The sequence below is a fragment of the Phocaeicola coprophilus DSM 18228 = JCM 13818 genome, from assembly GCF_000157915.1.
Lineage (GTDB): Bacteria > Bacteroidota > Bacteroidia > Bacteroidales > Bacteroidaceae > Phocaeicola > Phocaeicola coprophilus.
Genome location: NZ_EQ973637.1, coordinates 174,506 through 200,136, shown reverse-complemented (window position 1 = coordinate 200,136; position 25,631 = coordinate 174,506). Strand labels below are relative to the sequence as shown.

The following is a 25,631-nucleotide window of genomic DNA, read 5'->3' as shown; positions in this document are numbered from 1 at the left end:
TCCGTTCGCCGATTTTTATTGCAGCCACCTCATTATGAGCCTAAATTTGTAGCGAACAAAAATAGACTATAATGAAATATCTGCAAAAACAACAACTGCTGGAACAAGTTATCTATCTTTCCATGTGACTGCTCATTTTGTGCATTCCACCCATCAACCTGCTGTTAGACGACGATCATACGCTGCAAGCCGGAGAACTGAAAAACGTCATTCTTGAAACAGGAATGCTGGTATTGCCTTTCTTTGTACTGTTTCTTATCCATAACTTCCTGCTTATCCCGCAACTGTTTCTGAAAAAATACTATGTCAGATACATGCTTGCCGTGATCTTTACAATCGGCATCCTTTTCCTGTATATGCCAGGATGGCTGGAAGCCCTGCATCCACAACCACCCCTCCAAGGACAAAAAGAAAGAACTTTTGAACCTGCTGAATCGTGGCTGCCGCTCCCCCAGCTTCCGTTAATGCCGGATTCAGAGAACGGACGCCCTCCTATCCGTCCTCCGTTCCAGACCATTCACATTGCGATTGCGGTCCTGCTGGTTGGATTTAATCTTTCCATCCGGCTTTTTCTGAAATCTCTGCGCGATGATGAAATGCTGAAAGATCTGGAACGCCAGCGGCTGGAGTCAGAGCTGCAATACCTGAAGTATCAGCTCAACCCGCACTTCTTTATGAATACTCTCAACAATATATATGCTTTGGTGGATCTCAATACAGAACAGGCCAAGAAAACCATTATTGAACTTTCCAAGCTGATGAGATACGTTCTTTACGAGGCAAACAAGAACCAGATTTCACTGGAACACGAAATACAGTTCCTGGAGAATTACATAGCCTTGATGAAGCTCCGGTATATCGACAATCTGAACATACGCACAGAGTTTCCCGTCGTTGTTCCCTGCGTACAGATACCTCCCCTGCTTTTCATATCCCTGTTGGAAAACGCTTTCAAGCATGGCGTGAGCTATCAGGAGCCTTCGTTTATTGAAGTACGCATCGAACTGGCAGACGAGGGTGTCATCTTTAATTGCAAGAACAGCAAACATACACATGCCCACAAAGATGCCTATCATGGAATCGGTATAGACAATATCAAGAAAAGGCTTCATCTGTTGTATGGAAACAACTATACATTCACCACCAATGAGAGCGAAAATTGTTTTGAAGTTTTACTTATTATTCCTTTCCTGTCATGATGAACTGTCTGATTGTTGACGATGAGCCACTGGCTCTGGCCCAACTGGCCGGCTATATCTCACGCATCCCATTCCTGAAACTGATAGCTTCCTGCCAGGATGCACATCAGGCCAGTAAAGTACTGGCCAGCCACACCATCGATCTGCTTTTTGTGGATATCAATATGCCCGACCTGAATGGAATCGAATTCGTACGTTCACTCCCTCAGGCACCGATGATTATCTTCACAACAGCCTACTCCGAATATGCCATTGAGGGATTCCGGCTGAATGCCGTTGATTACCTGATGAAACCATTCGATCTGGGAGACTGCCTGAAAGCTGCTGAAAAGGCCAGGAAAATGTATAGCATGGCCCACAACACATCACAGACACAAACTGACTGGGATGAGAAGGAGCGCACACTTTTCGTAAAAAGTGAGTACAAGATGATACGCATCAATATAGATAAGATTATTTACATTGAAAGCATGAGTGAGTATATCTGCATATACCTGGAAGACCGGAACAAACCGGTCATCACGTTGAACAGCCTGCAGAAATTCTCAACCCTGCTTCCCCCTCATTTCATGCGTGTACACCGTTCCTACATTGTCAATCTGCATCAAATTACCGAAGTTTCCCGCTTCCGGATTCTCTTCGGGAAAGATACATATATACCCATCGGAGAGAATTACAAAGAACAGTTCATGGCCTACATCCAGCACACAGGACTGCTCTGAAACGGCCGGTAAGAAATGCTGACTAACGGCTACGTTCCGTAATGGCTATTTTGATCACCCCGTCCAGACGGTTCTCAAAAATATGATAGGCTTCTTCTATCCGGTCAAGCGGAAAACGATGGGTAATCAGCGGCGTAGTATCAATCTTTCCTTCTGCAATCAGACGGAGAATCTCCGCACAGTCACATCCGTCTACACCACCTGTCTTGAAGGTCAGATTCTTGCCATACATATCGGGAAGCGGAAGAACCTGCGGACGATCGTACAGGGCAACAACGGTGACAGTCGCATTCGGACGGGCTGCCTCCCAGGCCAGCCGGAAAGTATCATCAGCCCCTGCAACTTCAATGACCACATCAGCTCCTCCATGCTCACTGTGTGATTTTACGAAAGACAGACAGTTGTCCGGATCTGTCACTTCTACATCCGGATAATGCGCACGCACAAAACGAGCCCGCTGTTCCGATTTTTCGCACACAATAATGCGGCGCGGATGTTTCAGCATTGCGCAAAGCAACGTACAAATTCCAGTCGGGCCTGCTCCTATAATAAGGACTGTATCGTCCGGGGTAATCTCCGAGATACGCGCTGCCCAAAATCCGGTAGCCAGAATATCCCCTACAAACAAAGCCTGTTCATCGGTCACTCCATCCGGAATCCGGTTCAATCCCTGATCTGCATGGGGCACACGTACATACTCGGCCTGTCCTCCGTCAATGCGACAGCCCAAAGCCCATCCTCCATCCGGATCCTCACAATTATTTACATATCCTTTCTGACAGAAAAAGCACTCGCCACAGAATGTTTCCACATTCACCGTTACCCGATCGCCAGGCTTAACCGTAGTAACTCCGGAACCTACCTGCTCAACAATGCCTACCATCTCATGCCCCACCGTAATGCCCGGAACAGCACGGGGAACACTTCCATGCTTGATATGCAGATCACTGGTACAGATACTTCCGAGCGTGACACGTACCAGGGCATCACACGGATCCTTTAACTCCGGAACAGGCTTCTCCAACATCAAGAACCGGCCTTTTTCTATATATGTATAAGCTAACATGACTTTCTGTTTTTCAGGTAAAGATAAGAAAAATATGACAGAACCATTGTCAGACTCGAAAACATTTTCTAATTTTGTCCATATATCTGCTTCCCTATTTTTCTACAGGCGGAAGCTTTCCTTAAAAATAAACAACAAATGAAAGTCAAAGTTGAACAACAAATGATCGGTTACGTCCTGCTGGCTCCTTGACAAAGGGGTTTGGCAACCAAACGTATTTCCATCGATCAAAGCCACTGACGGGAGTGGCAGGGATTGTTGTGCTCTTTGACGTACGAGTTCTTAACCTCTTCTTCAACGGGGAAGGAGGGGTTTCTTTTGCACGACCGCGGATATACTGCTTCCCGCGGCGGTCAATTTTATCTTTTCAATTATTCATTCATTAATTCATTTGTTGCTTATGAAAAATCTTGTTTTACGAACCATGCGCTCATTCGATGAAAGCCTCACCGGTCCTGAATATGCCTGCAACCAGCTGGTTGTTGAAATAATTTCTGACGAGCCTCTTACAGATACAAACGAACTGGACGTACGCATTTACTCGGCCGATTACCAGTTGACAGGAAGTAACTCACGGAAATTTTCTTCCCGGAAAACTCCTCTGAAAATACGTTTCCAACTGGTTTCCGACAGTTTTTGGGACGAAAGTCTGTATCATGTTTTTATCTTCCGGAATGGATATCCACAATGGTATGCTACTCTTTCCCCAGAAAACAAGTACGAGAAATGGAACAGAACCAGACTGGAGAACATACGTTTGCATCCGGATCAGAAATTTTTCGCAGAACAGTTGTGCAACACCGCCTGGTGGCCTAAACTGTATGAAGGGAAATTCAAGACGCTTCCCGTTCAGGAACTTATCAGACGCTTCCGTATATATACTGATCCTGCTCAGACTCTCCCTTGTTTGCTTGTAGACAGCAGTCGGACACTTCTGGCCAAAGCTTTCACCTTCTTTATACTGTCAAACTATTTCACCGGTTCAAACGTAGACGACCGTTTCAGTCTTTCCCTCAAGGAGCTGATGACCGGAGACATTACCTGGAAACAGCTGAAACAGAAAACGGCCCGGAAAAAAGTCATCATTATAGAGATAGGTGATCTGGAGATCAATTCACAGAAAACCATTATCCTCACCCGAGCGGCAGACCTGATCAGAAACAGGGCCCCTCAAGATCCCGTATACATCTTCCATGGGAAATGTGAATATATCAGCAGCCTGTTTCAGGAATGCCAGGCCTTCGAAAGCCTTTTTACAAATGAAACCACCTTTCACATCCTTCCTCCGGAATCTGAGCCCGACAGTTCTGAGTCGCTTCCTTTTGATACCCCTCTGCCTTTCGATGATCCCACCAATCCTCCTTCGCAGAGCCGGAATTTCAATGCCCCTTGTGCCGCCGAGCTGGAATTACAGGAGATGGTCGGGCTCCATCGCGTAAAGGAAGATATGGCAGAGGCCCGGATGATGGCCTGCTTTCTGCAAAGGCGTAAAGATCTTTCCCTGGATTCAGGCACAGAAAACCGTCATCACATGCTCTTTCTGGGGAACCCCGGAACAGGCAAGACAACAGTGGCCCGGCTGGCAGGGAAAATGTATCATTACATTGGAGTCCTCTCCAGCGGACACACCGTGGAAGTATCACGTACCGACCTTGTCGGGGAATATATCGGCCAAACGGAAAAAAAGATGAAAGAAGTCATTGACAAGGCCCGCGGCGGAGTTCTGTTTATAGATGAAGCCTACACCCTGATCGAAAAGGATACCTATTCAAAGGACTATGGCAAGGAAGTCATTCAGGCTCTGTTAACGGTTCTTTCCGAACCCAATCCGGACATGATCATTATTCTGGCAGGCTATGAAGACAAAATGCACATCCTGCTTCAAAGTAATCCGGGACTGAAAGACCGTTTTCCTCTCCGGTTCTACTTCGATGATTACACAGCTGAAGAACTGTTGGAAATGGCTCACCGCTCACTGCAGCAGCGGAACTTCATTCTCACACCGGAAGCTGACCGGCAACTGGAACTGCTGGTCAGAGAGGCTTCTGCCCAACGTGATGAGTATTTCGGAAACGGACGCTGGATACACAACCTGATCAACCAGGGAATTCTCAAGAGTATGGCCCGGAGAATTATGTCGCTTCCCCACCCCGATATCTCCAGCCGGAAGTTGTTCTGCACCATCGAAGCTTGTGACATTACCTCTGCCGCCCAACGCTTCCAGGAATGTTATCCTCTGAAACTGAAAGCTTCTGCACGTATCGGATTCAGAGCATAAAAAAGCCCTCGGGATTTTAAAAAAACGTTTCGGCGTTTTGACACAAACGTCGAAACGTTCACATCAAAACGCCGAAGCCTTTTTTGTGTGTGATTCTTTAGAAGCGAACCATCATTTCTACCACCAGCTTATCCTGCTCTGAAGCTTTGACCAATGCCTGGTTATCGTAGAAATACTTTTCATAGTTTAAGCGTAAATCTGCCTGGAACGGTTTACCGAAGCTGAAAGTCAGACCACCGGTAACACGCTTGCGTTCATAATCGGTGATATACATCTGACCGTCCTCATTAAGCGTACCGTCACTGTGATCGCCCATATAGTCGAAACGAGCCAGGAAGGAAATCTTCTTGAACGGGAATTTCTTCTTCTGAATAAACCAGTCGTAATTGACAAAAGCATCTACAGCCCATACATCCTGGAAAGAATCATGTGCATAGCGTTTATACAATCCTTCAACCTCAAAATGCCAGTTATTCCATTTATAATAAGTACCGATATCGTACATATAAATGTTTACATTTTCCGGACGGATACGCTGCGTACTCAGCGTCAGATTATAATCTTTCCACGGCATCAGCTGCAACTTGGCCGAATAGCACAGAACACGGTGCCATTCTTTCTGGGCCGTCAGTCCCGAACCGCTGAACAGTCCTCCCTCAAGGATAAAAGGAAAACCTTCATCCATGGAATAGCCTACGGTTGCACCGACATCACGGACATTACCTACCTGCTTGGCAATAAACGAACGGTTGGCAAAATATTGCTGATGTGGAGAACGATGTGCATCAATAGTGAAAGGAACACGCATCTGTCCGACAGTGATTTTGAAATCTTCCAAAGGAGTTACACGCGCAAAGGCATCCAACATCTTGATTTGTCCTTCATCAGAAAGGTCAATTTCAGCTTTATAGCTTACCAAGGAATGTACTTTTCCGTCCAAACTGACTCGGGCGTTACGAACTTGAAAACGCTGTTCATCAGTGGAAGTCTGATACTCATATTTTCCCCGAACCGTTCCATGGACTTCCGGCAGATACTGTTTCCAGTCTTGGGCGCTTGCAGAGGCTATGGTTAATGCCGCCAGCAGCACAGATGCAATTTTTCTCATTGATTATGTCTTTTTATTCTGGCGGCAAAGGTATCTGAGTCAGATAAAACAGGCATGTCAAATGTATTACAAAACTGTTACACCTCCACAAACCTGGCCGTTTCTACCTTTTCAAGACGTGAACGGAGCTTGTCCATCTGCGATTTCCGGATCCGCAAGGTCATCAGACAATCCATATCGTATGACTGTTCTACAATCTCAGGCGATTCTTCCTTAACGATCCTCATCACATCATTCATAAACGGATATTCAAAAGCCACGGTCACCTGCTCATCTACTGTTTTTTCGATTACACGGGCTTCGGCCAGTGCTTGTGCCGCAGCAGTACGATATGCTACGATCAATCCGCTTGTTCCCAGTTTGATTCCCCCAAAATACCGTACCACGATAACCAGAATGTCGGTTAACTCATTGGAATTGATCTGCCCCAGAATCGGTTTTCCTGCTGTTCCTGAAGGCTCTCCATTATCATTGGCCCGAAAATCCTTACGGGCTGGTCCCAGCATATATGCATAGCATACATGACGGGCATCATAGTATTTCTTCTGATATTCTTCCAGATAATTCTTCACATCGGTCAGTGTACGCACCGGAAGCGCAATGGCAATAAATTTGCTGCGCTTTTCAGTATAAACTGACTCGGCCATTTCCTCGATTGTTCTATAAGTATCTTCCATAGCGCAAAGGTAATGAAAATCCCCCAACAAGAAATGCGGATCTTACACAAAGTCGTCTGACGGCTCAGGCAAGAATCCGCATTTTGTTTTCTTGAAACAATCAATCTAACCTATGAATCACTAATCCAGAACGCAATTTCGGTTCAAACCAGGTTGTTTTGGGCGGCATGATATTTCCTGTATCAGCAATATCCATCAATTGCTTCATGGATACTGGATAAAGGGCCAGCGCCATCTTCATCTCACCGCTGTCAACCCGTTTCTTCAATTCACCAAGACCACGAATACCGCCTACGAAGTCAATCCGTTTGTCAGAACGCAGGTCTTTTATGCCCAGAATCTCATCTAGAATCAGATTGGAAGAGATTGTTACATCAAGTACTCCAATCGGATCATGATCATCATACGTTCCCGGTTTGGCTGTCAGGCTATACCATTTTCCGTCAAGATAAAGAGAGAAATTATGCAAAGCAGCCGGTTTATAGATTTCCGTGCCTTTTTCTTCCACGTCAAAATGTTTTCGCAGCGCATCCAGGAACTGAGCCGGAGTCAGACCGTTCAAATCTTTCACCACCCGGTTATAATCAATGATTGTCAGCTGACTGGCAGGGAAACAAACAGCCATGAAATAGTTGTATTCCTCATCCCCTTTATGATTAGGATTCTGTCTGGCCTTCTCCACCCCGACCAATGCTGCCGCAGCACTGCGATGATGTCCGTCGGCAATATACAAGGCAGGCATCTGTTCGAATGCTTTCGTAATGGCTGCAATATCGGCATCCTCATCAATTACCCAGAATGTATGACCGAAGCCATCTCCCGGTGCAATGAAATCATATTCCGGCTGGCGAGACGTATATTTCGCAACAACTGCATCCAGCACATCATTATCCGGATAAGCAAAGAATACCGGCTCGATATTGGCATTGTTTACGCGCACATGCTTCATGCGGTCTTCTTCCTTGTCACGACGGGTCAGTTCATGTTTCTTGATTACTCCATTCATGTAATCAGGAACATAAGCACCAACGACCAAACCATACTGTGTTTTGCCATTCATGGATTGGGCATAAATATAATAACATTCTTTCTTGTCCTGTACCAGCCATCCTTTCTCCTGAAACTTCAGGAAATTCTCGGCAGCCTTGCCATACACCCGCGGATCATGTTCATCTGTTCCTTCCGGGAAATCAATTTCCGGCTTGATGATGTGATAAAGCGACTTTTCATTACCAGCCGCTTCTGCACGAGCCTCAGCTGAATTCAACACATCATAAGGACGCGAAGCGACCTGTTCAACCAAATCTTTGGGAGGACGTATACCTTTAAAGGGTTTAACGATTGCCATAATGTTTCAAATTATTTCTGAAAAAAACTACCATGTGAATAAATGCATAGATATAACACATCAATGTCATCCCGCATAATAGGCCATCTCCAAACTCGCCCAATTGCGATTTACAAAGAGAAGAGATCAATAACAGCGTATTGCCCACGGCCAAAGGAAGCAGAATGCGCTTCTCATTTTCATTCATTCTCATGGCAACATTTATGAAGTACTTATTTCTTATTTACACGGTATTTTTCACATCCATCTTTCAGGAATCCTACAATCTGACGGGCGGCAGCAATACCTGCATTGATATTGGCTTCAGCTGTCTGAGCACCCATCTTCTTGGGAGTAGAAAAATAACGTCCCGGGAAATGATCTGCAAATTCATCATGATGAACCGGCATAATATCAGTTATATATTTCAAATCAGCACGGTCGTTCATCAGACGAAGCAGATCTGCTTCATTAATGACTTCTTTTCGGGCTGTATTGACCAGCAAACCATTCTTCGGCATCAGATTCACCAAATCATAATTAATGGAGTTCTTTGTTTCAGCGGTAGCAGGAATGTGCAAAGATACAATATCACAAGTGGAATATAGAACTTCCGGAGAATCAACCGGCTTCACGCCATCAGCCTCCATGGCTTCTTTCGGACAATAAGCATCGTATGCGTAAATATCCATTCCAAAACCTTTGGCAATACGTGCAACATTCCGTCCGACATTACCATAAGCATGAATACCCAGTTTTTTGCCTTTCAACTCCGTACCTGACTTTCCGTCATAGAAGTTACGTACAGCCATTACCATGAAACCAAATGCCAGTTCTGCCACGGCATTTGAATTCTGTCCCGGCGTATTCATTACGCAAACATGATGAGCTGTGGCTGCTTCCAGACTGACATTATCATATCCGGCACCTGCACGCACCACGATTTTCAATTGCCCAGCAGCATTCAATACTTCTTCGTCTATAATATCGCTACGGATAATCAAAGCATCAGCATCTTTTACCGCATCCAGCAACTGACTTTTTTCAGTATATTTTTCAAGCAAAGCCAATTCATAACCGGCTGCTTCTATTTCTGAACGAATACCGTCAACCGCTACCTTGGCAAACGGTTTTTCTGTGGCAACTAAAACTTTCATAGAAAAATAAATTAATAGTTACAAGAGATAGAATGAATTTCAAAACTAGAAGACATCCGTTACTACCTGCGGTAACGGATGTCAAAATCCTTATCAGGCGCTAAGATCAATGCATCTTTTCAAATTCCTGCATGCAGTCAATCAGTGCCTGTACACTTTCTACTGGCATTGCATTGTAACAGGAAGCACGGAATCCGCCTACTGAACGGTGTCCCTTGATGCCGACCATGCCTTTCTCTGTCGCAAATTTCAGGAATTCTGCTTCCAGATCCTTATATTCATCGGCCATGACAAAGCAAATATTCATCAGTGAACGGTCGCCTTTATTCGTAACTGTTCCGCGGAACAATTTGTTACGGTCTATTTCTGCATACAACATCTCCGCACGAACTTTAGCGCGACGCTGCATTTCCTCTACACCGCCCTGTGCTTTAATCCAGCGCAAGGTCTGAAGAGCTGCATAAATAGGAACTACCGGAGGAGTATTGAACATAGAACCTTTTTCTACGTGAGTCTTGTAGTTCAACATGGTCGGAATATAACGGGAAACTTTACCCAGCGCATCGTCTTTCACAATGACGAAAGTCACACCGGCCGGAGCCAGATTCTTCTGTGCACCTCCATAAATACAAATATACTTCGATACATCTACCGGACGGGAGAAAATATCAGAAGACATATCGCCCACCAATGGAACATTTACATCAGGATCAGCATGCAATTCCGTACCATAGATCGTATTGTTCGTAGTTATATGGAAATAGTCCACATCAGCCGGAACTTCATAGTTCTTCGGAATATAAGTAAAGCCATCCTTTTCGGAAGAAGCCACTTCCACCACTTCACCAAAAGCTTTCGCTTCTTTAAGTGCTTTCTTGGCCCATGTTCCCGTATTCAGATAAGCTGCTTTCTTTTCGAGGAAGTTATAAGGAACCATACAGAACTCCATGCTTGCACCTCCGCCCAGGAACAAGACCGAATAACCTTCCGGAATATTCAGAAGTTTCTTAAACAGCGCAACCGCTTCATCCACCACAGGCTGGAAGTCTTTAGCGCGGTGACTGATTTCCATCAACGAAAGTCCTGATCCATTATAATCAAGTATAGCTTGAGCTGTCTTTTCGATTACCTCACGAGGCAGGATAGAAGGTCCCGCATTAAAATTATGCTTTTTCATTTGGAAGTTTGTTTTGGTTAAACATTGGGTTAGTTCTTACACTTGCGAATTTAGTGATTATTCCTAGACTTCCAAAAGTTTTCGTGATAATTTTATGCAAAAAGAAAAATATTTCTTCATTTATGCCAGCGAGCATCCATTTTAAGTAACAAATTGACACATGAATATAAGCTGGGGCCTGAAGAGATAGTCTGAAGCCGCAGTATGAAAAGGCCGAAACCCTTTTTTGCCAATGAGAAGATAGCACAAAGTTATTATTTTGCCAGTTCTATCAAAGCTTTTACCCCCTTTATCTTTTCATTTTGTATCATTTTTAACATTTGTTTCACTTTTACACGAGATACAGCGGCAAAAGCATAATGGTCTTTTACGTCTATCCGTCCAACGTCTTCCCGGTTCAGGCCTCCTTTTTTAGAAAGGAAACCAACAATGTCGATCCGGTTAATTTTATCCTTTTTCCCTTTTCCTATATAGAGAGTCACAAACTTGGGCAAAGCCGGTTTCGGCAGCTGTTCAGGCAAGACATATTCTTCAGAAATCTCCGGTAACCAGGAAGGCAGTTTTTCTTCAGAATGAAGAATCAGATAAGCAGAACCTTCAGCTTCCCAGCGGGCCGTCCGGCCATTGCGGTGGATAAATCCATCCTCACCCACCGGCAAATGATAGTGTACAATATTCCGGATCTCTGGAATATCCAGTCCGCGGGCAGCCAGATCCGTTGAGATCAGGATATGACAACTTCCGTTACGGAATTTATACAAGGCCCGTTCCCGGTCATCCTGTTCCATTCCTCCGTGGAAAGCTTCACAGTAAACTTTCTGGGAATGCAGATATTTCATCACCCGATCCACACTTTCACGATGGTTACAGAAAACAAGTGTAGAAGCATCGCCCAGCGAGCAAAGCAACTTATAAAGAGTTTCCAGTTTATCCTTGGCCGGTGAACACACCTTATATATATGTAAACGTTCAGAGACCTGTTCTTCCGGATTCAGGAAATCCAGTTTGACCGTCTGATTCAATCCCGTAAAACGGGGGATTTCTTCCGTATCGGTTGCCGAAAGAAGGAAACGGCGACGTAAAGCAGGAAGTTTTCCAATGACCTCCGCCATCTCTTCCTGGAATCCGAACTCCAGGCATTTGTCAAACTCATCAATGACCAGCAGACGGACCGTCGACGCGTCAAAATTCTGCTTATCCAGATGGTCGTTCATTCGTCCCGGCGTACCGATAATGACAGACGGACGTATTCCTTTCATGGTACGATGTTCTTCCATCGCCGGACGTCCGCCATAACAGCTCATAACATTCCAGCCCGTACCCATGGCCTTGAATACCTGCTCTATCTGCAAAGCCAGCTCACGCGAAGGAACCAAAACAACTGCCTGCACGCCATCCACTCCTTCCTTCAGTGAAGAAACCAAAGGAAGCAAATAAGCTAAAGTCTTACCGGATCCGGTCGGTGAAAGGAGAATCAGATCACATCCTTCCTGAAAGGCTTTCAATGATGCCTGCTGCATGGGATTCAACTGCTCAATCTTCAGATTGGCTAAGATAGTCTGGATATTCATAAGAGATCTTTCATTAGTCATTTGGTTACAAAGGTACAAAAAGCAGCCAATCCGCACAAAGTTTTCCGTCAAACCCTTAGATATTGGCTAGATTTTTACCAACTTTGCAAGCAATATCAAGATATGAACGATTCTTATGGCAGATAATTACATCGAACGACAATACGAACAGTACGAGGCCCGGAAAGCCGCCTGGGAGAAATCACGCAAAACGGTCCGTAAAAAGCCGGCCGTACAACAGCCGGAGCATAGAGCCGTATTACAGAACCAGGTAAAAAAGATTGTAGCCGTGCACGACCTTTCCGGAGTAGGACGTGTTTCCCTGACAGCAGTCATTCCCATTCTTTCTACAATGGGCTTTCAGGTCTGTCCCCTTCCAACCGCCGTACTTTCCACGCACACCCAATATCCGGAGTTTTCTTTCCTTGACCTGACCGAAGAAATGAAAAAGATCATTGAAAAATGGGAAAAGCTTCATATCAAGTTCAACACCTTTTATACCGGTTACCTCGGCTCTGCGCAACAGGCTCAGATCGTACAGTCCTTTATCCAGCGCTTCCGCCGTCCGACAGACCTGGTTGTTACAGATCCCGTATTGGGAGACAACGGTCATTTATATACAGGCATTACAGAGGAAATGGTACGGGAAATGCGACAGCTGATCCGTCATGCAGACATCATTACTCCTAACCTGACAGAACTGTTCCTTCTTCTGGACAAACCTCACCAGACCAGTTTATCGGATGCAGAACTAAAAACGTATCTCAAGGAATTGTCGGACGCAGGCCCTGAAATCGTAATTGTCACCAGCGTTCCCGTATGCGACAATCCGCACATGACTTCGGTCTATGCATACAACCGGAACGGAAACCGATACTGGAAAGTAACCTGTCCGTATCTGCCCGCCCATTATCCGGGCACAGGCGATACATTTACCAGCGTCATTACCGGAGCCTTAATGCAAGGAGACAGTTTGCCGATTGCTCTGGACCGTGCCACCCAGTTTATACTTCAGGGGATTCGTGCGACCTTTGGCTACGAATACAACAACCTGGAAGGCATCATGCTGGAAAAAGTGCTTCCCAACCTGAAAATGCCCATTCAGATCAGCAGTTATGAACTGCTGGAATAAGAATCCGGCTGACATCCGTCACGACTTCTTCAAAATCGAGCATGGCATTAAACAGGCATATTTTCCGATATGCAGGCAGATCTGCTACCCGGATATCCCGTTCCTGAATAATTCCCTGATCCAATAACCTCTGACGATGGGTTCCAGCCAGCAACGGACGGGCCGGCGTATCCCATCGCCGTCCGTCCCATAAGGCAACATTAGCTATGGAAGTATCCGTAATCAGCCCTTCCCGTACAATCAGCACATCGTCAGCTTCGCCCCGTAAAGCATACAGCTGATCCAGCAAGGAACGGTCTGCCTGTTTGTAACGGTATTCAATCGTATCACAAGCCAACAGCCTCAGCCGGCGAACCTGACGGGGCTGATAAGCAAAGTATTCCACGCTCTCAATCTCACGGCCATAAACAATCCGGCATCGCGTCCGCTCCGTATACTCCGGCACAATATAATCTTCCACATGCAAATCCGGCATTTCGCCCCACCAAGCGCGGCGAGTTGCGTTCAACCGCCGGTTGTGATAACCGGCATGCAGGATTCTTCCATGCTCCAGGCGTATGGTCTCAATAAATCGGCACATAAACTTTTCTTTTCATTTCCTCATACTCACTCTTCACATCACTCTGAAAGGTTATGCCTCCCCCACTTTTAAAAACCAGCCTGCCTTCGGGAGTCTGTTCCAGGAAACGGATCAGCACCGCACTGTCCAGATTCTGTCCGTCAAACCATCCTGCAACTCCCGTATAGAATCCGCGTTCTCCGGTTTCCGCTTCATGGATTATGTCCACCGTTTTCTTTTTAGGCGCCCCGGTAACCGATCCCGCAGGAAGCAGACGGAAGAAGAAAGTTCCCAGATGCTCCAGATAGTTTTCCGGCAAACGTCCCCGTACCTCCGAACTCATCTGAAGCAGCGGTCCGCAATGAGTCTGCAAAGTTTCCAGATAACGATAGCGGGGGACACAGACCTCCGTAGCAATCTGACTTAGATCATTCCGGATCAAATCGACAATCGTCGCATGTTCTGCCGTCTCTTTTTCATCAGCCAGCAAGCGGCCGGCAGCATCCGGCAAGGTTGCATCCAACGTACCTTTCATCGGATAAGAATAGATATATCCCTTCTGAATACGGACAAATATTTCCGGAGAGAAACAGGCAAAACAGTCTTTCAGCCAAACCCGATAGCGGGCCTTTGCATGTTCAAACACCTGCAAAAGAGTCAGATCGGTATCAACCGGAGTCATACAGGTCAGATTCGTCAGAAAAGAATTCCCCGCATGCAAATTGCGATAGACAATTTCAAATGAACGGCTATACGTTTCGAACGACTGCGGATGAGAAAGCCATGAGAATGACTGCGGATACGGGGTTTCGCACTCTCCGGCATTAGACATTCCCGGAAAAGCAAACCGGAGTTCATCCGCCGGAATACGGTCAAGCGGCTCTACCAGACACTTTTCTCCGTCAGCATCTGTCAGAAAGAAAAAAGGAACTTGCCGCCTTCCCCATTCATTCATACGGGAAACAGCCTCAGCCCGGGTAATAAAACTGATATTATTCATGTGTGCGACGTGTCTTAAAAGAAAGCAGATAAACAGTAACTCCCACGGCAATGCCTCCCATCAGCAACCGGAGCCACCAGGAGTCGAAAAGAAATACGATGCAATGTACAGAGGTAATCCACAATAAAGACAAGGCCAGTACCTTTGCCCGCAACGGGATGGCGCGATCCTCACGAAAGCTGCGGATATAAGGTCCCAGCCACCGGTGTTGCATCAACCAGGCATATGCCCGGGGAGAACTCCGGAAAAACAGGGCAGCCGCCAACAATAGAAAAGGAGTGGTAGGCAATACGGGAACAAAAATCCCGACAAAGCCCAAAGCGACTGAAAGGAAACCTATGACAAGAAAAACACATTTCATGGCGCAAATATACGATGAAAAAAATGATCGCACAAAAATCAACGTTCAAATGCGAAGCCGCCCGTGCCCTGCCCTTTTCCCAAAGCAGCTTTACCCTGTTATCTCAGCTTTCAGCCAGACATCTCCGCCGTATCTTCCGGTCACAATACCGTTTACACTGCGCACAGATGTCATATCCCAACATGGCTCCCAAGATGAAATCCTCTTCCGGCGTCAACAGATTCAGCGGACGGTTCACCATCATACGGATAGCATCGATACATTCCGGTTTGCCGAAAAACAGATTGATCCGTTCCTCATCAACAGGCTGAATGACAAAACGAATACGCTGACTTTTCAAGCGGCGTACAGCAAATGCTTCATACTTCCTGTTAGTTGTATAAAGAACCATCTGCCGCACACCTTTCTTGAGTTCATAAATATGGTTCAGGAAAACCTTCAGCTCTACAGGATTTATATCAGGAGCAATCATACCAGATCCGCTTTCAGTATTTCCGCCCATGAAGCAATGCGGGTATCCGTCTGATCACTTTCATTCATCTCATCAAGAGCCAGACCTACAAAAAGCCCGTCAATCACGGAGATGGAAGAAGCATAAGTATATTCCTGTGCAGGAACGGCACCTATCCAGCGACAACCGGAATTCTTCAGGTCTCCATAAAGGATTCCCATTCCGTCACAAAAAGTATCCGGATAGGACTCCGAATCCCCACATCCGAACAAGCCGACCAGTTTGTCAGACAAATCCATTCCCTTCAGCACCTTGACACCATCATACCAGTCATCCTGCAACTCTCCGTCTCCCCATGTAGAGGTTCCGAGCAGAAGAACTTCATAACCGGAAACAAGTTCGGCTGTCAGTTTGCTTACATCGTGGACATCCGCAGAGGAAATGCCCAAAACATCGGCGATCCGGCCGGCAACAGACTCCGTAGTGCCAGTCGTTGATCCATAAAAAATTCCAGTCTTTTTCATATCTTATTCTTTCTTGATTTGACATTGCAAAGTAAGAGCAAGAAAGAGAGTTCTGAAATACCTAAAAATAATGATTTTTCAGAAAGTCCTACTTTTTGGAACATTTTTACCGACTTTTGAATACCATTCGTTTTCTTTTTTATCCTTTCCTTTGCAAATAAAATGCAAGCATCATGAAAATCAGCAAAACTCTTTATATACGATACCTGTTCGCGCTGCTTTTGCCGTTGTCCGGACTCTTGCAGGCCTGCGACATGATTGAGTATCATCCGTACGATCTCGACATTGACGGTGAAACAGAGGTCAATGCCAGAAATATTCAACGCATTGAAACGGCACTCGATGGGAAAAAGGAATTCTCATTTGCCGTCATCAGCGACACCCAGCGATGGTATGACGAGACGGAAGACGCCGTGGCCGACATGAATGAGAAAGGAGGCATCGACTTTGTTGTCCATACGGGAGATTTGTCCGACTTCGGGATGAAACTGGAATTCGAGAAGCAGCGGGACATCCTGAACGGTCTTTCCGTTCCTTATGTCTGTCTGCTGGGCAACCACGACTGTCTGGCAACCGGGAAAGAGGTGTTCAACCGTATTTTCGGAGAAGAAAACTTTTCATTTACCGCCGGAGACGTTCTTTTTATCTGCTTAAATACCAATGCGCTGGAGTTCGATTATTCAGATGCCATTCCGGATTTCTCTTTTCTGGAAAAGTTGCTGAAAAACCTTTCACCCGACATACGCAGAACAATCGTTGCCATGCATGCCGGACCGTATTCCGAACAGTTCAACAACAATGTGGCCAGAGTGTTTCAGCTGTATCTGCGCCAGTTCCCGGGCCTGCAGTTCTGTGTTTACGGACACGGACACAGTATCCAGGTAAATGATTTTTTCGATGACGGCATTTTATATTATGAATGTACCTGCGCCAAGAAACGGGCGTACCTCCGTTTTACCCTTAAAGAAAATGAATACCTGTATGAAGTGGTCAATTATTAAAACAGGATTATCCGCCTTCTGCCTGCTCCCTCTCTTCACCTTGTCACAGACAACCGCACCGGCAGACAGTCTGACGCTGAAGCAGGAAAGGAAATGGGATAAGCGTGTACACCTGAAATATGAACGATGGGAAAGGCTGAAGCCTACGCATGCCAAAATGCAATATGCCGGAGGAATGGGCGTGACAGCCTTCGGCGTGGGATGGGATTATGGGAAACGGTGTCAGTGGGAAACCGACTTTCTGGTCGGATATCTCCCCAGAAAATATGCGGATCAGTTCAGACTGACCTTTACCGTCAAGCAGAACTACATCCCCTGGAGTGTCAGTTTCGACAGACACTGGGCCATAGAACCTTTCTATTGCGGCTTATATGTGACAACGATAGCCGGAGAAGATTTCTGGAAGAAAGAACCCGGACGTTATCCGAACCGTTACTACAAATTCAGCACCAAACTGCGTCCGTATATTTTCATCGGACAGAGAGTTGCATTCAGTCCGGAACATGACTTGCTCCGTTCTGTCTCTCTCTTCTACGAAGTGAGTACGTGCGAACTGTATCTGGTCAGTAAAGCAACCAACAGCAGTCTGAGCATGAAAGACATTCTGCGTTTCTCTTTCGGCGTCAAAGTACAGCTGTTCCGCGACAACCCTTAAATATGTTCCGCCACCGACTGACATCATGTTCTGTGAACTTAAAAGAGGTTTCACCGCACCCTGCGCCTCCAGACTGAGGACATTTTGTCTGACTGACAAGGCGAAGTCGATCGATTTCCAACAGGCAATCAATCAACTTCCAAATGAAAATCAATCGACTTGCAGCTGGAAATCGATACAGAAATAACATCCTTCTGCACCGGCCGAAGCATCGGTAAGCACGTAACGAACCTTGCGAAGGTGGAGCAGCTGCAGGATTTTATGTTGAACTCACGTTAAAAAAGCACTAAAACCGTCCCACGTTCCAAACTTTTAACTACCTTTGCCAGCAAGTAAAACAAAGGGGTGCCCTACCTGACGGGCTGAGATCATACCCTACGAACCTGATGCGGTTAGCACCGACGAAGGGATTGTTGCTTATCGGCATATTTTTCCTGCCCTCTCCCTGCTAGAGCACTCTTTGGATTTACTTCATACTTTTAAAGCAATTAAATTATGAAGATACTGGTAAACAACAAAGAGACCGAACTGACACAAGGAAATACCCTGGCTGATGTGGCCCGTCAGCTGGAACTTCCGGCTCAGGGAGTAGCCATCGCCTTGAACAACCGAATGATTCCCCGCGCCCAATGGGCTGAACAGACCGTAAAAGACGGAGACAGTCTGGTCATCATTAAAGCAGCCTGTGGAGGATAAAGTCATGGAATTACAATTCATCACTCATTACACTGACCGCTATTCCTACTTCGATTCGGCCTGCATGGCTCTCAAAGGCGGTTGCCGCTGGATCCAGCTGCGCATGAAAGATGCATCCGAAGCAGAGATCACCCGGGAAGCCTTGCGCATCCTGCCTCTTTGCCGCGAGCATGGAGCTACATTCATTATTGATGATCATGTGGAAATTGTGCGCAAGACCGGAGCCGACGGGGTACATCTGGGCAAAAACGACATGCCCGTAGATGAAGCCCGGAAGATTCTGGGCAAACAGTTCATCATCGGCGGCACGGCAAATACCATAGAAGATGTACGCCGCCTTCATCAGGCAGGTACCGATTACATCGGATGCGGCCCTTTCCGTTTCACGACGACCAAAAAGAATCTCAGCCCTATTTTAGGACTCGACGGGTACCGGAACATCGTTGCAACCATGAAACAGGAGCACATAGAGCTCCCCATCGTTGCAATTGGAGGCATTACCTGCGATGACATACCGGCCATCATGCAAACCGGCGTGTCAGGCATCGCCCTGAGCGGAACGATCCTGCGTGCAGACTCTCCCGCAGAAGAAACTCACCGCATTCTGGAAGAAATCCGAAAATACAGAACGTATAAATAACTAAAACCTTACATAAATGGAAAAACTTATCATCGCCGGACGTGAATTCCATTCACGCCTGTTTTTAGGAACCGGAAAGTTCAACTCAAACGATCTGATGGAAAAAGCAATTCTGGCTTCAGATACAGAAATGGTGACTGTTGCCATGAAACGCATTGAACTGGAAAACAAAGAAGATGACATGTTGAAGCATATTCTTCATCCTCATATCCAGCTGCTGCCAAACACCAGCGGCGTACGCAATGCCGAGGAAGCAATCTTTGCAGCCCAGATGGCCCGCGAAGCCTTCGGAACAAACTGGCTGAAACTGGAAATCCATCCGGATCCGCGCTATCTGCTCCCCGATTCTGTCGAGACACTGAAAGCTACGGAAAAGCTGGTTAAGATGGGATTCGTGGTACTTCCCTACTGCCAGGCCGATCCGACCTTGTGCAAACACCTGGAAGAAGCCGGAGCTGCAACCGTAATGCCTCTGGGTGCTCCTATCGGAACAAACAAAGGATTACAGACACGTGACTTCCTGCGCATCATCATCGAACAGGCAAACATTCCCGTCGTAGTCGATGCAGGAATCGGTGCACCCAGCCATGCAGCGGAAGCCATGGAAATGGGAGCGTCCGCTTGTCTGGTCAATACAGCCATTGCCGTTGCCGGCGATCCGGTAGCTATGGCCCAGGCCTTCAAGGAAGCTGTGATCTCCGGACGCCGGGCTTATGAAGCCGGACTGGGAACCCAGGCTGACAGTTTCGTAGCAGAAGCCAGCTCTCCTCTGACAAGTTTTCTGAATGAATAATCCGCTGCATCTTTTCATGCAGCGCAAAAGAATAACCGTATGAACCAACGAATCAAATTTTCACGATCTGAAAAAGTATATATGCCGGGAACTTTATTTCCTGAAATCCGTGTTGCCATGCGCAAAGTGAAACAAGTTCCCAGCACCACCTTCGAGAACGGCGAGAAAGTCATTACTCCCAATCCCGACGTGTATATCTATGATACCAGCGGACCGTTCAGTGATCCGAATATTGAAGTAGACCTGAAAAAAGGTCTGCCCCGTCTGCGTGAAGAATGGATAGTCAAGCGCGGCGACGTAGAACAGCTTCCGGAAATCACCTCCGAATACGGACGGATGCGCCGCGACGACCATTCACTGGATCATCTGCGTTTCGAACACATTGCCTTGCCTTACCGGGCTAAAGCCGGAAAATGCTGTACGCAAATGTACTATGCCAAACAGGGCATCATCACGCCGGAAATGGAATATGTGGCTATCCGCGAGAACATGAACTGCCGCGAACTGGGTATTGAAACCTACATCACTCCGGAATTTGTCCGCCAGGAAATTGCAGAAGGCCGTGCCGTTCTGCCTGCCAACATCAATCATCCCGAAGCAGAACCGATGATCATCGGCCGGAACTTCCTGGTCAAGATCAATACCAATATCGGAAACTCTGCCACGACTTCAAGCATCGACGAAGAAGTGGAAAAGGCTGTCTGGAGCTGCAAATGGGGAGGCGATACTCTCATGGACCTTTCTACGGGTGAAAACATCCATGAAACTCGTGAATGGATCGTCCGCAACTGTCCGGTACCCGTAGGAACCGTTCCTATCTATCAGGCACTGGAAAAGGTAAACGGCAAGGTGGAAGACCTGACCTGGGAAATCTATCGCGATACGCTGATCGAGCAGTGTGAACAGGGAGTAGACTATTTTACGATCCATGCCGGAATCCGCCGTCACAACGTACATCTGGCCGACAAGCGCCTGTGCGGAATCGTGTCACGAGGCGGTTCCATCATGAGCAAATGGTGCCTGGTTCACGACCGCGAATCATTCCTGTATGAACATTTCGACGACATCTGTGACATCCTTGCCCAATACGACGTAGCCATTTCATTGGGCGACGGTCTCCGTCCGGGATGTATCCAGGATGCCAACGATGAGGCTCAGTTTGCCGAACTTGATACAATGGGCGAACTGGTTGTCCGTGCCTGGGCCAAGAATGTACAGGCCTTCATCGAAGGACCGGGCCATGTACCCTTGCACAAAATCAAGGAAAACATGGAACGCCAGATTGAAAAATGCCACAATGCACCGTTCTATACACTGGGCCCCCTCGTAACGGATATTGCTCCGGGCTACGATCACATTACCTCAGCCATCGGCGCAGCCCAGATCGGCTGGCTCGGTACAGCCATGCTCTGCTACGTTACTCCGAAAGAACATCTCGCCCTGCCGGACAAGGAAGACGTACGGGTAGGTGTCGTGACTTATAAGATTGCCGCTCATGCTGCCGACCTGGCCAAAGGACATCCCGGCGCACAGGTTCGCGACAATGCCCTGAGCAAGGCACGCTATGAATTCCGCTGGAAAGACCAGTTTGATCTTTCACTTGATTCCGAACGGGCTCAGACTTATTTCCGTGCCGGACGTCATCTCGATGGGGAATACTGCACCATGTGCGGCCCGAACTTCTGCGCCATGCGCTTGTCACACGACTTAAAGAAAAAAGAACAAAAAGACTAAGGAATAGAAAAACATGTTTAGCGAAGAATTAGAAAAAATATCCTGGGACGAAACGACGGAACGCATCCTGTCGAAGACAGACGCTGATGTACGCCGCGCCTTGGCTAAAGAACATTGCGATATAGACGACTTCATGGCACTGATCTCGCCTGCAGCAGAACCGTATCTGGAAACAATGGCCCGGCTGAGTCGCAAATATACCGAAGAACGTTTCGGACGGACTATCTCCATGTTCATTCCGCTTTATATCACCAACTCATGTACCAACTCATGTGTCTATTGCGGTTTCCACATCAGCAATCCCATGAAGCGTACCATTCTGACAGAAGAGGAAATCGAAAACGAATACAAGGCCATCAAGAAACTGGCTCCTTTTGAGAACCTGTTGCTTGTTACCGGAGAGAATCCGGCCAAGGCGGGGGTTCCTTACATTGCCCGGGCACTCGATCTGGCCAAACCTTATTTTTCCAATCTGAAGATTGAAGTCATGCCTCTGAAAACGGAAGAATATGCGGAACTGATCAAGCATGGAATGAATGGAGTAATCTGCTTCCAGGAAACTTATAACAAGGCACATTACAACATTTATCATCCGCGGGGCATGAAATCCAAATTCGAATGGCGTGTCAATGGTTTCGACCGGATGGGACAGGCCGGCGTACATTCCATCGGTATGGGTGTCCTGATCGGACTGGAAAAGGAATGGCGGACGGATATCACCATGATGGCCTATCACCTGCGTTACCTCCAGAAACATTACTGGAAGACCAAGTATAGCGTCAACTTCCCCCGTATGCGTCCTTCCGAAAACGGAGGTTTCCAGCCGAATGTCATCATGAGCGACCGGGAACTGGCTCAGGTTACATTCGCCATGCGAATATTTGATCACGACGTGGACATCTCCTATTCAACCCGTGAACCGGCCAACATCCGCGATCACATGGCAACATTAGGAGTAACCACCATGAGTGCCGAAAGCAAAACGGAGCCGGGCGGATATTACACCTATCCTCAGGCCCTGGAACAATTCCATGTCAGCGATGAACGCAAGGCTGTGGAAGTGGAGAAAGCCCTGAAGGCTCTGGGACGTGAACCTGTATGGAAGGATTGGGATGCTTCCTTCGATTTATTCAAGACCGTAGGATGAAGACAGAAAACATGGAGCGCTATAACCGGCAGATAATCCTTCCGGAAATCGGCAAGACCGGACAGGAGAAACTCAGCAAAGCCCGTGTACTGATTGTCGGCGTTGGGGGACTTGGTTCCCCCATCGCCCTCTATCTGGCAGGTGCGGGTGTTGGTACGATCGGACTGGTTGATGATGATGTCGTAAGCGAAAGCAACCTGCAGCGTCAGGTGCTTTATACAGAAGACGAAATCGGTCTCTCCAAAGCTTTACAGGCACAAAAGCGTCTGCAGGCCCTGAATCATGACATTCGGATCAATGCCTATCCCACACGGCTCACGAAGGAGAATGCCGCATCACTGATTGCCAACTATGACATCGTCGTGGACGGTTGTGATAATTTTACCACCCGATACATAATTAACGACGCATGTGCCCACTGGGGACGTCCTTATGTATATGGTGCAATTCTGGCTTTCGAAGGACAGGTATCCGTATTCAACTACCAGGGAGGCCCTGACTACCGTACCTTATATCCCGATGAAGAAGAAATGCTTGCCATGCCTGCCCCTTTCAAAGGAGTATTAGGAGTTACTCCGGGAGTAATCGGCTGCATGGAAGCCAACGAAGTCATGAAAATCATCGGGGGTTACGGAGAAGTATTAAGCGGGAAACTATGGCAAATTGATCTCCGCACCATGGAATCATACACAATAATGCTTTAAATTTAAAACAAATTATTACCTTTGCGGCTTAATTTGTGTTTACATGAAATTAATACTGATAACGACTCCCACGTATTTTGTGGAAGAAGACAAGATTCTGACCACTCTGTTTGATGAAGGGCTTGATATCCTTCATCTGCGTAAGCCCGACACTGCGCCGGTCTATGCGGAACGTCTGCTTACGCTCATTCCTGAAAAATATCACAAACGAATCGTCGTTCATGGGCATTTCTATCTGAAAAAAGAATATAACCTGAAAGGAATCCATCTGAACCGGAGAAATCCGGAACCTCCTGCCTGTTATTCCGGCCACATCAGCTGTTCCTGTCATTCACTGGAGGAAGTGAAACAATACAAACCGGGATGCGATTACGTATTCCTGAGTCCGATCTTTGACAGTATTTCCAAACAAGATTATAAGTCGGGATACACAGCAGAAGAAATCCGGTCTGCAGTCAAGAACGGCATTATCGACCGCCGGGTCATTGCATTGGGAGGCATTGACGAAAACAATTTACTTCGCGTCAAGGATTTCGGATTCGGAGGTGCTGCCATCATGGGAACTCTCTGGAACAAATTTGATCCGGCCTACGACTACAATTATCAGGAACTGATCGCCCACTTCCGCAAATTAAAGCGGCTGGCCGACTAAGTCAGATACATTTTTTCAGGACAAAACTTGTCCGGCTTGAAGAAATGGCGTAACTTTGCATCATTATTAAGGAAATATATCTAATTACACAATGAGCGAAACATCACCTTTTAAAGTATTCTCGGGTACAAATTCGAGATACCTCGCAGAAAAAATCTGCAACAGCCTGGGTTGCCCGCTGGGTAACATGAACATCACACATTTTGCCGACGGCGAATTCGCAGTATCTTACGAAGAGTCTATCCGTGGACAACATGTATTCCTCGTACAGTCAACTTTCCCCAACTCAGACAATCTGATGGAATTGTTGCTGATGATCGATGCAGCAAAACGTGCTTCTGCAAAGAGCATTATCGCTGTCGTTCCTTATTTCGGTTGGGCACGTCAGGACCGCAAAGACAAACCGCGTGTTTCAATCGGTGCCAAACTGGTTGCAGACCTGCTGAGCGTAGCTGGTATCGACCGTCTGATCACAATGGATCTCCACGCAGATCAGATTCAGGGATTCTTCGATATTCCGGTTGACCACCTGTATGCTTCAGGTATCTTCGTTCCTTACATCCAGTCACTGAATCTGGAAAATCTGGTTATCGCTACTCCTGACGTAGGTGGTTCCAAGCGTGCCAGCACATACGCTAAATACCTGGATGTACCTTTGGTTCTGTGTCACAAGACTCGTGAAAAAGCAAATGTTGTTGCTTCCATGCAGATCATCGGTGACGTAAAAGACAAGAATGTAATTCTGATCGACGATATGGTAGATACAGCCGGTACCATCACCAAGGCTGCTGACATCATGAAAGAAGCCGGAGCTCTTTCTGTACGTGCCATTGCTTCTCACGGAGTAATGTCAGGTCCTGCATCTGAACGTGTACAGAACTCTCAGCTGGAAGAAATGGTATTTACCGACAGTATTCCTTACTCTAACCGTTGCGCTAAGGTTAAACAGCTGTCTATCGCTGACATGTTTGCTGAGACCATCCGCCGCGTGATGACTAACGAATCTATCAGCTCACAATACTTGATTTAAAAAATACTTTTACTAAGGCTGTATCAAAGAATGAGGTCAACTCTCTTTTTTCTTTGATACGGCCTTTTTTATAGATAGACTTTCCTTCCCCATCTTCTCTGCCTGCATGAAAATACTTTGGCTGGACCTGAACAGTTCATACGCACATTCTTCTTTGGCCCTTCCGGCTTTACACGCACAAGTTGCAGACAATCCCTCGGTTACCTGGGAAATCGTCTCCGCAACCATCAACGAAAATCCCGGCATGACAGCCGGAGAAGTTTACCGTCA

26 protein-coding genes and 1 riboswitch are annotated in these 25,631 nt (G+C 46.8%); of the genes, 14 read left to right on the top strand and 12 right to left on the bottom strand.

Going from position 1 to position 25,631, the window contains the following annotated elements; genetic code table 11:
- Window positions 1-137 precede the first annotated feature (137 nt).
- Together BACCOPRO_RS18205 and BACCOPRO_RS06930 are read left to right on the top strand one after the other, a co-directional pair.
- Window positions 138-1,199 (top strand): sensor histidine kinase, encoded by a 1,062-nt coding sequence (locus tag BACCOPRO_RS18205; protein ID WP_008142177.1) that lies wholly within the window; start codon window positions 138-140, stop codon window positions 1,197-1,199.
- Window positions 1,196-1,921 (top strand): LytR/AlgR family response regulator transcription factor, encoded by a 726-nt coding sequence (locus BACCOPRO_RS06930; RefSeq protein WP_008142176.1) that lies wholly within the window; start codon window positions 1,196-1,198, stop codon window positions 1,919-1,921. Before BACCOPRO_RS18205 ends, BACCOPRO_RS06930 begins: the two co-directional genes overlap by 4 nt.
- A 22-nt stretch (window positions 1,922-1,943) precedes the next feature.
- On the opposite strand, the gene BACCOPRO_RS06925 is transcribed toward BACCOPRO_RS06930, so the two are convergent.
- A complete protein-coding gene (locus BACCOPRO_RS06925; RefSeq protein ID WP_008142175.1) occupies window positions 1,944-2,987 on the bottom strand; it encodes an alcohol dehydrogenase in 1,044 nt (347 codons plus the stop codon).
- Between the two features lie 400 nt (window positions 2,988-3,387).
- On the opposite strand from BACCOPRO_RS06925, the gene BACCOPRO_RS06920 reads away from it, so the two are divergent.
- Entirely contained in the window at window positions 3,388-5,265 is a 1,878-nt protein-coding gene (locus tag BACCOPRO_RS06920) for an AAA family ATPase (protein ID WP_008142172.1), read from the top strand.
- A 97-nt stretch (window positions 5,266-5,362) separates the two neighbouring features.
- On the opposite strand, the gene BACCOPRO_RS06915 is transcribed toward BACCOPRO_RS06920, so the two are convergent.
- The 6 genes from BACCOPRO_RS06915 to BACCOPRO_RS06890 all read right to left on the bottom strand — a co-directional run bounded on the left by BACCOPRO_RS06915 (window position 5,363) and on the right by BACCOPRO_RS06890 (window position 12,282).
- Window positions 5,363-6,373, bottom strand: coding sequence for a porin (locus BACCOPRO_RS06915; RefSeq protein WP_008142171.1), 1,011 nt, complete (start codon window positions 6,371-6,373; stop codon window positions 5,363-5,365).
- Between the two features lie 77 nt (window positions 6,374-6,450).
- Window positions 6,451-7,050: an IMPACT family protein gene (locus BACCOPRO_RS06910; protein WP_008142170.1), complete on the bottom strand. Its 600-nt coding sequence runs from the start codon at window positions 7,048-7,050 to the stop codon at window positions 6,451-6,453.
- A gap of 100 nt (window positions 7,051-7,150) precedes the next feature.
- Window positions 7,151-8,398, bottom strand: a complete 1,248-nt coding sequence (locus BACCOPRO_RS06905) for a DUF1015 domain-containing protein (RefSeq protein WP_008142169.1) — start codon at window positions 8,396-8,398, stop codon at window positions 7,151-7,153.
- Window positions 8,399-8,610: 212 nt separating this feature from the next.
- On the bottom strand, window positions 8,611-9,534 hold the full coding sequence (locus BACCOPRO_RS06900) for an NAD(P)-dependent oxidoreductase (protein WP_008142168.1): 924 nt from the start codon (window positions 9,532-9,534) through the stop codon (window positions 8,611-8,613).
- Between the two features lie 106 nt (window positions 9,535-9,640).
- Complete coding sequence (serC, locus tag BACCOPRO_RS06895; protein WP_008142167.1) at window positions 9,641-10,711, bottom strand: 3-phosphoserine/phosphohydroxythreonine transaminase; 1,071 nt, start codon at window positions 10,709-10,711, stop codon at window positions 9,641-9,643.
- A 254-nt stretch (window positions 10,712-10,965) separates the two neighbouring features.
- Window positions 10,966-12,282: a DEAD/DEAH box helicase gene (locus BACCOPRO_RS06890; protein ID WP_040311268.1), complete on the bottom strand. Its 1,317-nt coding sequence runs from the start codon at window positions 12,280-12,282 to the stop codon at window positions 10,966-10,968.
- Window positions 12,283-12,418: 136 nt separating this feature from the next.
- On the opposite strand from BACCOPRO_RS06890, the gene BACCOPRO_RS06885 reads away from it, so the two are divergent.
- Window positions 12,419-13,414, top strand: a complete 996-nt coding sequence (locus tag BACCOPRO_RS06885) for a pyridoxamine kinase (RefSeq protein WP_008142164.1) — start codon at window positions 12,419-12,421, stop codon at window positions 13,412-13,414.
- Here BACCOPRO_RS06885 and BACCOPRO_RS06880 read toward each other — a convergent pair.
- From BACCOPRO_RS06880 to fldA, 5 genes are all read right to left on the bottom strand, one after another.
- On the bottom strand, window positions 13,389-13,994 hold the full coding sequence (locus BACCOPRO_RS06880; protein WP_008142163.1) for an aminotransferase class IV family protein: 606 nt from the start codon (window positions 13,992-13,994) through the stop codon (window positions 13,389-13,391). The genes BACCOPRO_RS06885 and BACCOPRO_RS06880 overlap by 26 nt on opposite strands.
- Entirely contained in the window at window positions 13,978-14,964 is a 987-nt protein-coding gene (locus BACCOPRO_RS06875; RefSeq protein ID WP_040311291.1) for an aminodeoxychorismate synthase component I, read from the bottom strand. The genes BACCOPRO_RS06880 and BACCOPRO_RS06875 overlap by 17 nt, the downstream gene beginning before the upstream one ends.
- A gap of 1 nt (window position 14,965) precedes the next feature.
- A complete protein-coding gene (locus BACCOPRO_RS06870) occupies window positions 14,966-15,334 on the bottom strand; it encodes a YbaN family protein (RefSeq protein WP_008142161.1) in 369 nt (122 codons plus the stop codon).
- A gap of 103 nt (window positions 15,335-15,437) precedes the next feature.
- A complete protein-coding gene (locus tag BACCOPRO_RS06865) occupies window positions 15,438-15,806 on the bottom strand; it encodes a DUF2023 family protein (RefSeq protein WP_008142160.1) in 369 nt (122 codons plus the stop codon).
- The gene (gene fldA, locus BACCOPRO_RS06860; RefSeq protein WP_008142159.1) at window positions 15,803-16,309 is read right to left on the bottom strand and encodes a flavodoxin FldA; all 507 of its coding nucleotides are present in this window, start codon (window positions 16,307-16,309) and stop codon (window positions 15,803-15,805) included. Before fldA ends, BACCOPRO_RS06865 begins: the two co-directional genes overlap by 4 nt.
- A 173-nt stretch (window positions 16,310-16,482) precedes the next feature.
- Between fldA and BACCOPRO_RS06855 the strand changes: the two genes are divergently transcribed.
- The 10 genes from BACCOPRO_RS06855 to BACCOPRO_RS06810 all read left to right on the top strand — a co-directional run bounded on the left by BACCOPRO_RS06855 (window position 16,483) and on the right by BACCOPRO_RS06810 (window position 25,361).
- Entirely contained in the window at window positions 16,483-17,310 is an 828-nt protein-coding gene (locus tag BACCOPRO_RS06855) for a metallophosphoesterase family protein (protein WP_008142158.1), read from the top strand.
- Window positions 17,291-17,965 (top strand): hypothetical protein, encoded by a 675-nt coding sequence (locus tag BACCOPRO_RS06850; protein WP_008142157.1) that lies wholly within the window; start codon window positions 17,291-17,293, stop codon window positions 17,963-17,965. Before BACCOPRO_RS06855 ends, BACCOPRO_RS06850 begins: the two co-directional genes overlap by 20 nt.
- 331 nt (window positions 17,966-18,296) lie before the next feature.
- Window positions 18,297-18,392, top strand: a riboswitch (TPP riboswitch).
- Window positions 18,393-18,460: 68 nt separating this feature from the next.
- The gene (gene thiS, locus BACCOPRO_RS06845; protein WP_008142155.1) at window positions 18,461-18,661 is read left to right on the top strand and encodes a sulfur carrier protein ThiS; all 201 of its coding nucleotides are present in this window, start codon (window positions 18,461-18,463) and stop codon (window positions 18,659-18,661) included.
- Window positions 18,651-19,301 (top strand): thiamine phosphate synthase, encoded by a 651-nt coding sequence (locus BACCOPRO_RS06840; RefSeq protein WP_008142154.1) that lies wholly within the window; start codon window positions 18,651-18,653, stop codon window positions 19,299-19,301. The genes thiS and BACCOPRO_RS06840 overlap by 11 nt, the downstream gene beginning before the upstream one ends.
- Before the next feature lie 16 nt (window positions 19,302-19,317).
- Entirely contained in the window at window positions 19,318-20,094 is a 777-nt protein-coding gene (locus BACCOPRO_RS06835; RefSeq protein WP_008142153.1) for a thiazole synthase, read from the top strand.
- A gap of 39 nt (window positions 20,095-20,133) precedes the next feature.
- Complete coding sequence (gene thiC, locus BACCOPRO_RS06830) at window positions 20,134-21,828, top strand: phosphomethylpyrimidine synthase ThiC (protein ID WP_008142152.1); 1,695 nt, start codon at window positions 20,134-20,136, stop codon at window positions 21,826-21,828.
- A 13-nt stretch (window positions 21,829-21,841) separates the two neighbouring features.
- On the top strand, window positions 21,842-22,975 hold the full coding sequence (thiH, locus tag BACCOPRO_RS06825; protein WP_008142151.1) for a 2-iminoacetate synthase ThiH: 1,134 nt from the start codon (window positions 21,842-21,844) through the stop codon (window positions 22,973-22,975).
- An 11-nt stretch (window positions 22,976-22,986) separates the two neighbouring features.
- A complete protein-coding gene (locus tag BACCOPRO_RS06820; RefSeq protein WP_040311290.1) occupies window positions 22,987-23,679 on the top strand; it encodes a HesA/MoeB/ThiF family protein in 693 nt (230 codons plus the stop codon).
- Between the two features lie 43 nt (window positions 23,680-23,722).
- On the top strand, window positions 23,723-24,331 hold the full coding sequence (locus tag BACCOPRO_RS06815) for a thiamine phosphate synthase (protein ID WP_008142149.1): 609 nt from the start codon (window positions 23,723-23,725) through the stop codon (window positions 24,329-24,331).
- Window positions 24,332-24,422: 91 nt separating this feature from the next.
- Window positions 24,423-25,361, top strand: coding sequence for a ribose-phosphate pyrophosphokinase (locus BACCOPRO_RS06810; RefSeq protein ID WP_022276673.1), 939 nt, complete (start codon window positions 24,423-24,425; stop codon window positions 25,359-25,361).
- The last annotated feature ends 270 nt before the right edge of the window (window positions 25,362-25,631 follow it).

What these genes read in the sequence shown, in the direction of transcription:
- thiS (WP_008142155.1), top strand. Translation starts at nt 18,461, where the DNA reads ATGAAGATACTGGTAAACAACAAAGAGACCGAACTGACACAAGGAAAT.
- BACCOPRO_RS06885 (WP_008142164.1), top strand. Translation starts at nt 12,419, where the DNA reads ATGGCAGATAATTACATCGAACGACAATACGAACAGTACGAGGCCCGG.
- BACCOPRO_RS06890 (WP_040311268.1), bottom strand. Translation starts at nt 12,282, where the DNA reads ATGAATATCCAGACTATCTTAGCCAATCTGAAGATTGAGCAGTTGAAT.
- BACCOPRO_RS06920 (WP_008142172.1), top strand. Translation starts at nt 3,388, where the DNA reads ATGAAAAATCTTGTTTTACGAACCATGCGCTCATTCGATGAAAGCCTC.
- BACCOPRO_RS06810 (WP_022276673.1), top strand. Translation starts at nt 24,423, where the DNA reads ATGAGCGAAACATCACCTTTTAAAGTATTCTCGGGTACAAATTCGAGA.
- thiH (WP_008142151.1), top strand. Translation starts at nt 21,842, where the DNA reads ATGTTTAGCGAAGAATTAGAAAAAATATCCTGGGACGAAACGACGGAA.
- BACCOPRO_RS06835 (WP_008142153.1), top strand. Translation starts at nt 19,318, where the DNA reads ATGGAAAAACTTATCATCGCCGGACGTGAATTCCATTCACGCCTGTTT.
- BACCOPRO_RS06865 (WP_008142160.1), bottom strand. Translation starts at nt 15,806, where the DNA reads ATGATTGCTCCTGATATAAATCCTGTAGAGCTGAAGGTTTTCCTGAAC.
- BACCOPRO_RS06815 (WP_008142149.1), top strand. Translation starts at nt 23,723, where the DNA reads ATGAAATTAATACTGATAACGACTCCCACGTATTTTGTGGAAGAAGAC.
- BACCOPRO_RS06930 (WP_008142176.1), top strand. Translation starts at nt 1,196, where the DNA reads ATGATGAACTGTCTGATTGTTGACGATGAGCCACTGGCTCTGGCCCAA.
- serC (WP_008142167.1), bottom strand. Translation starts at nt 10,711, where the DNA reads ATGAAAAAGCATAATTTTAATGCGGGACCTTCTATCCTGCCTCGTGAG.
- BACCOPRO_RS06855 (WP_008142158.1), top strand. Translation starts at nt 16,483, where the DNA reads ATGAAAATCAGCAAAACTCTTTATATACGATACCTGTTCGCGCTGCTT.
- BACCOPRO_RS06820 (WP_040311290.1), top strand. Translation starts at nt 22,987, where the DNA reads ATGGAGCGCTATAACCGGCAGATAATCCTTCCGGAAATCGGCAAGACC.
- BACCOPRO_RS06850 (WP_008142157.1), top strand. Translation starts at nt 17,291, where the DNA reads ATGAAGTGGTCAATTATTAAAACAGGATTATCCGCCTTCTGCCTGCTC.
- BACCOPRO_RS06915 (WP_008142171.1), bottom strand. Translation starts at nt 6,373, where the DNA reads ATGAGAAAAATTGCATCTGTGCTGCTGGCGGCATTAACCATAGCCTCT.
- thiC (WP_008142152.1), top strand. Translation starts at nt 20,134, where the DNA reads ATGAACCAACGAATCAAATTTTCACGATCTGAAAAAGTATATATGCCG.
- BACCOPRO_RS06910 (WP_008142170.1), bottom strand. Translation starts at nt 7,050, where the DNA reads ATGGAAGATACTTATAGAACAATCGAGGAAATGGCCGAGTCAGTTTAT.
- fldA (WP_008142159.1), bottom strand. Translation starts at nt 16,309, where the DNA reads ATGAAAAAGACTGGAATTTTTTATGGATCAACGACTGGCACTACGGAG.
- BACCOPRO_RS06905 (WP_008142169.1), bottom strand. Translation starts at nt 8,398, where the DNA reads ATGGCAATCGTTAAACCCTTTAAAGGTATACGTCCTCCCAAAGATTTG.
- BACCOPRO_RS06880 (WP_008142163.1), bottom strand. Translation starts at nt 13,994, where the DNA reads ATGTGCCGATTTATTGAGACCATACGCCTGGAGCATGGAAGAATCCTG.
- BACCOPRO_RS06870 (WP_008142161.1), bottom strand. Translation starts at nt 15,334, where the DNA reads ATGAAATGTGTTTTTCTTGTCATAGGTTTCCTTTCAGTCGCTTTGGGC.
- BACCOPRO_RS06900 (WP_008142168.1), bottom strand. Translation starts at nt 9,534, where the DNA reads ATGAAAGTTTTAGTTGCCACAGAAAAACCGTTTGCCAAGGTAGCGGTT.
- BACCOPRO_RS06925 (WP_008142175.1), bottom strand. Translation starts at nt 2,987, where the DNA reads ATGTTAGCTTATACATATATAGAAAAAGGCCGGTTCTTGATGTTGGAG.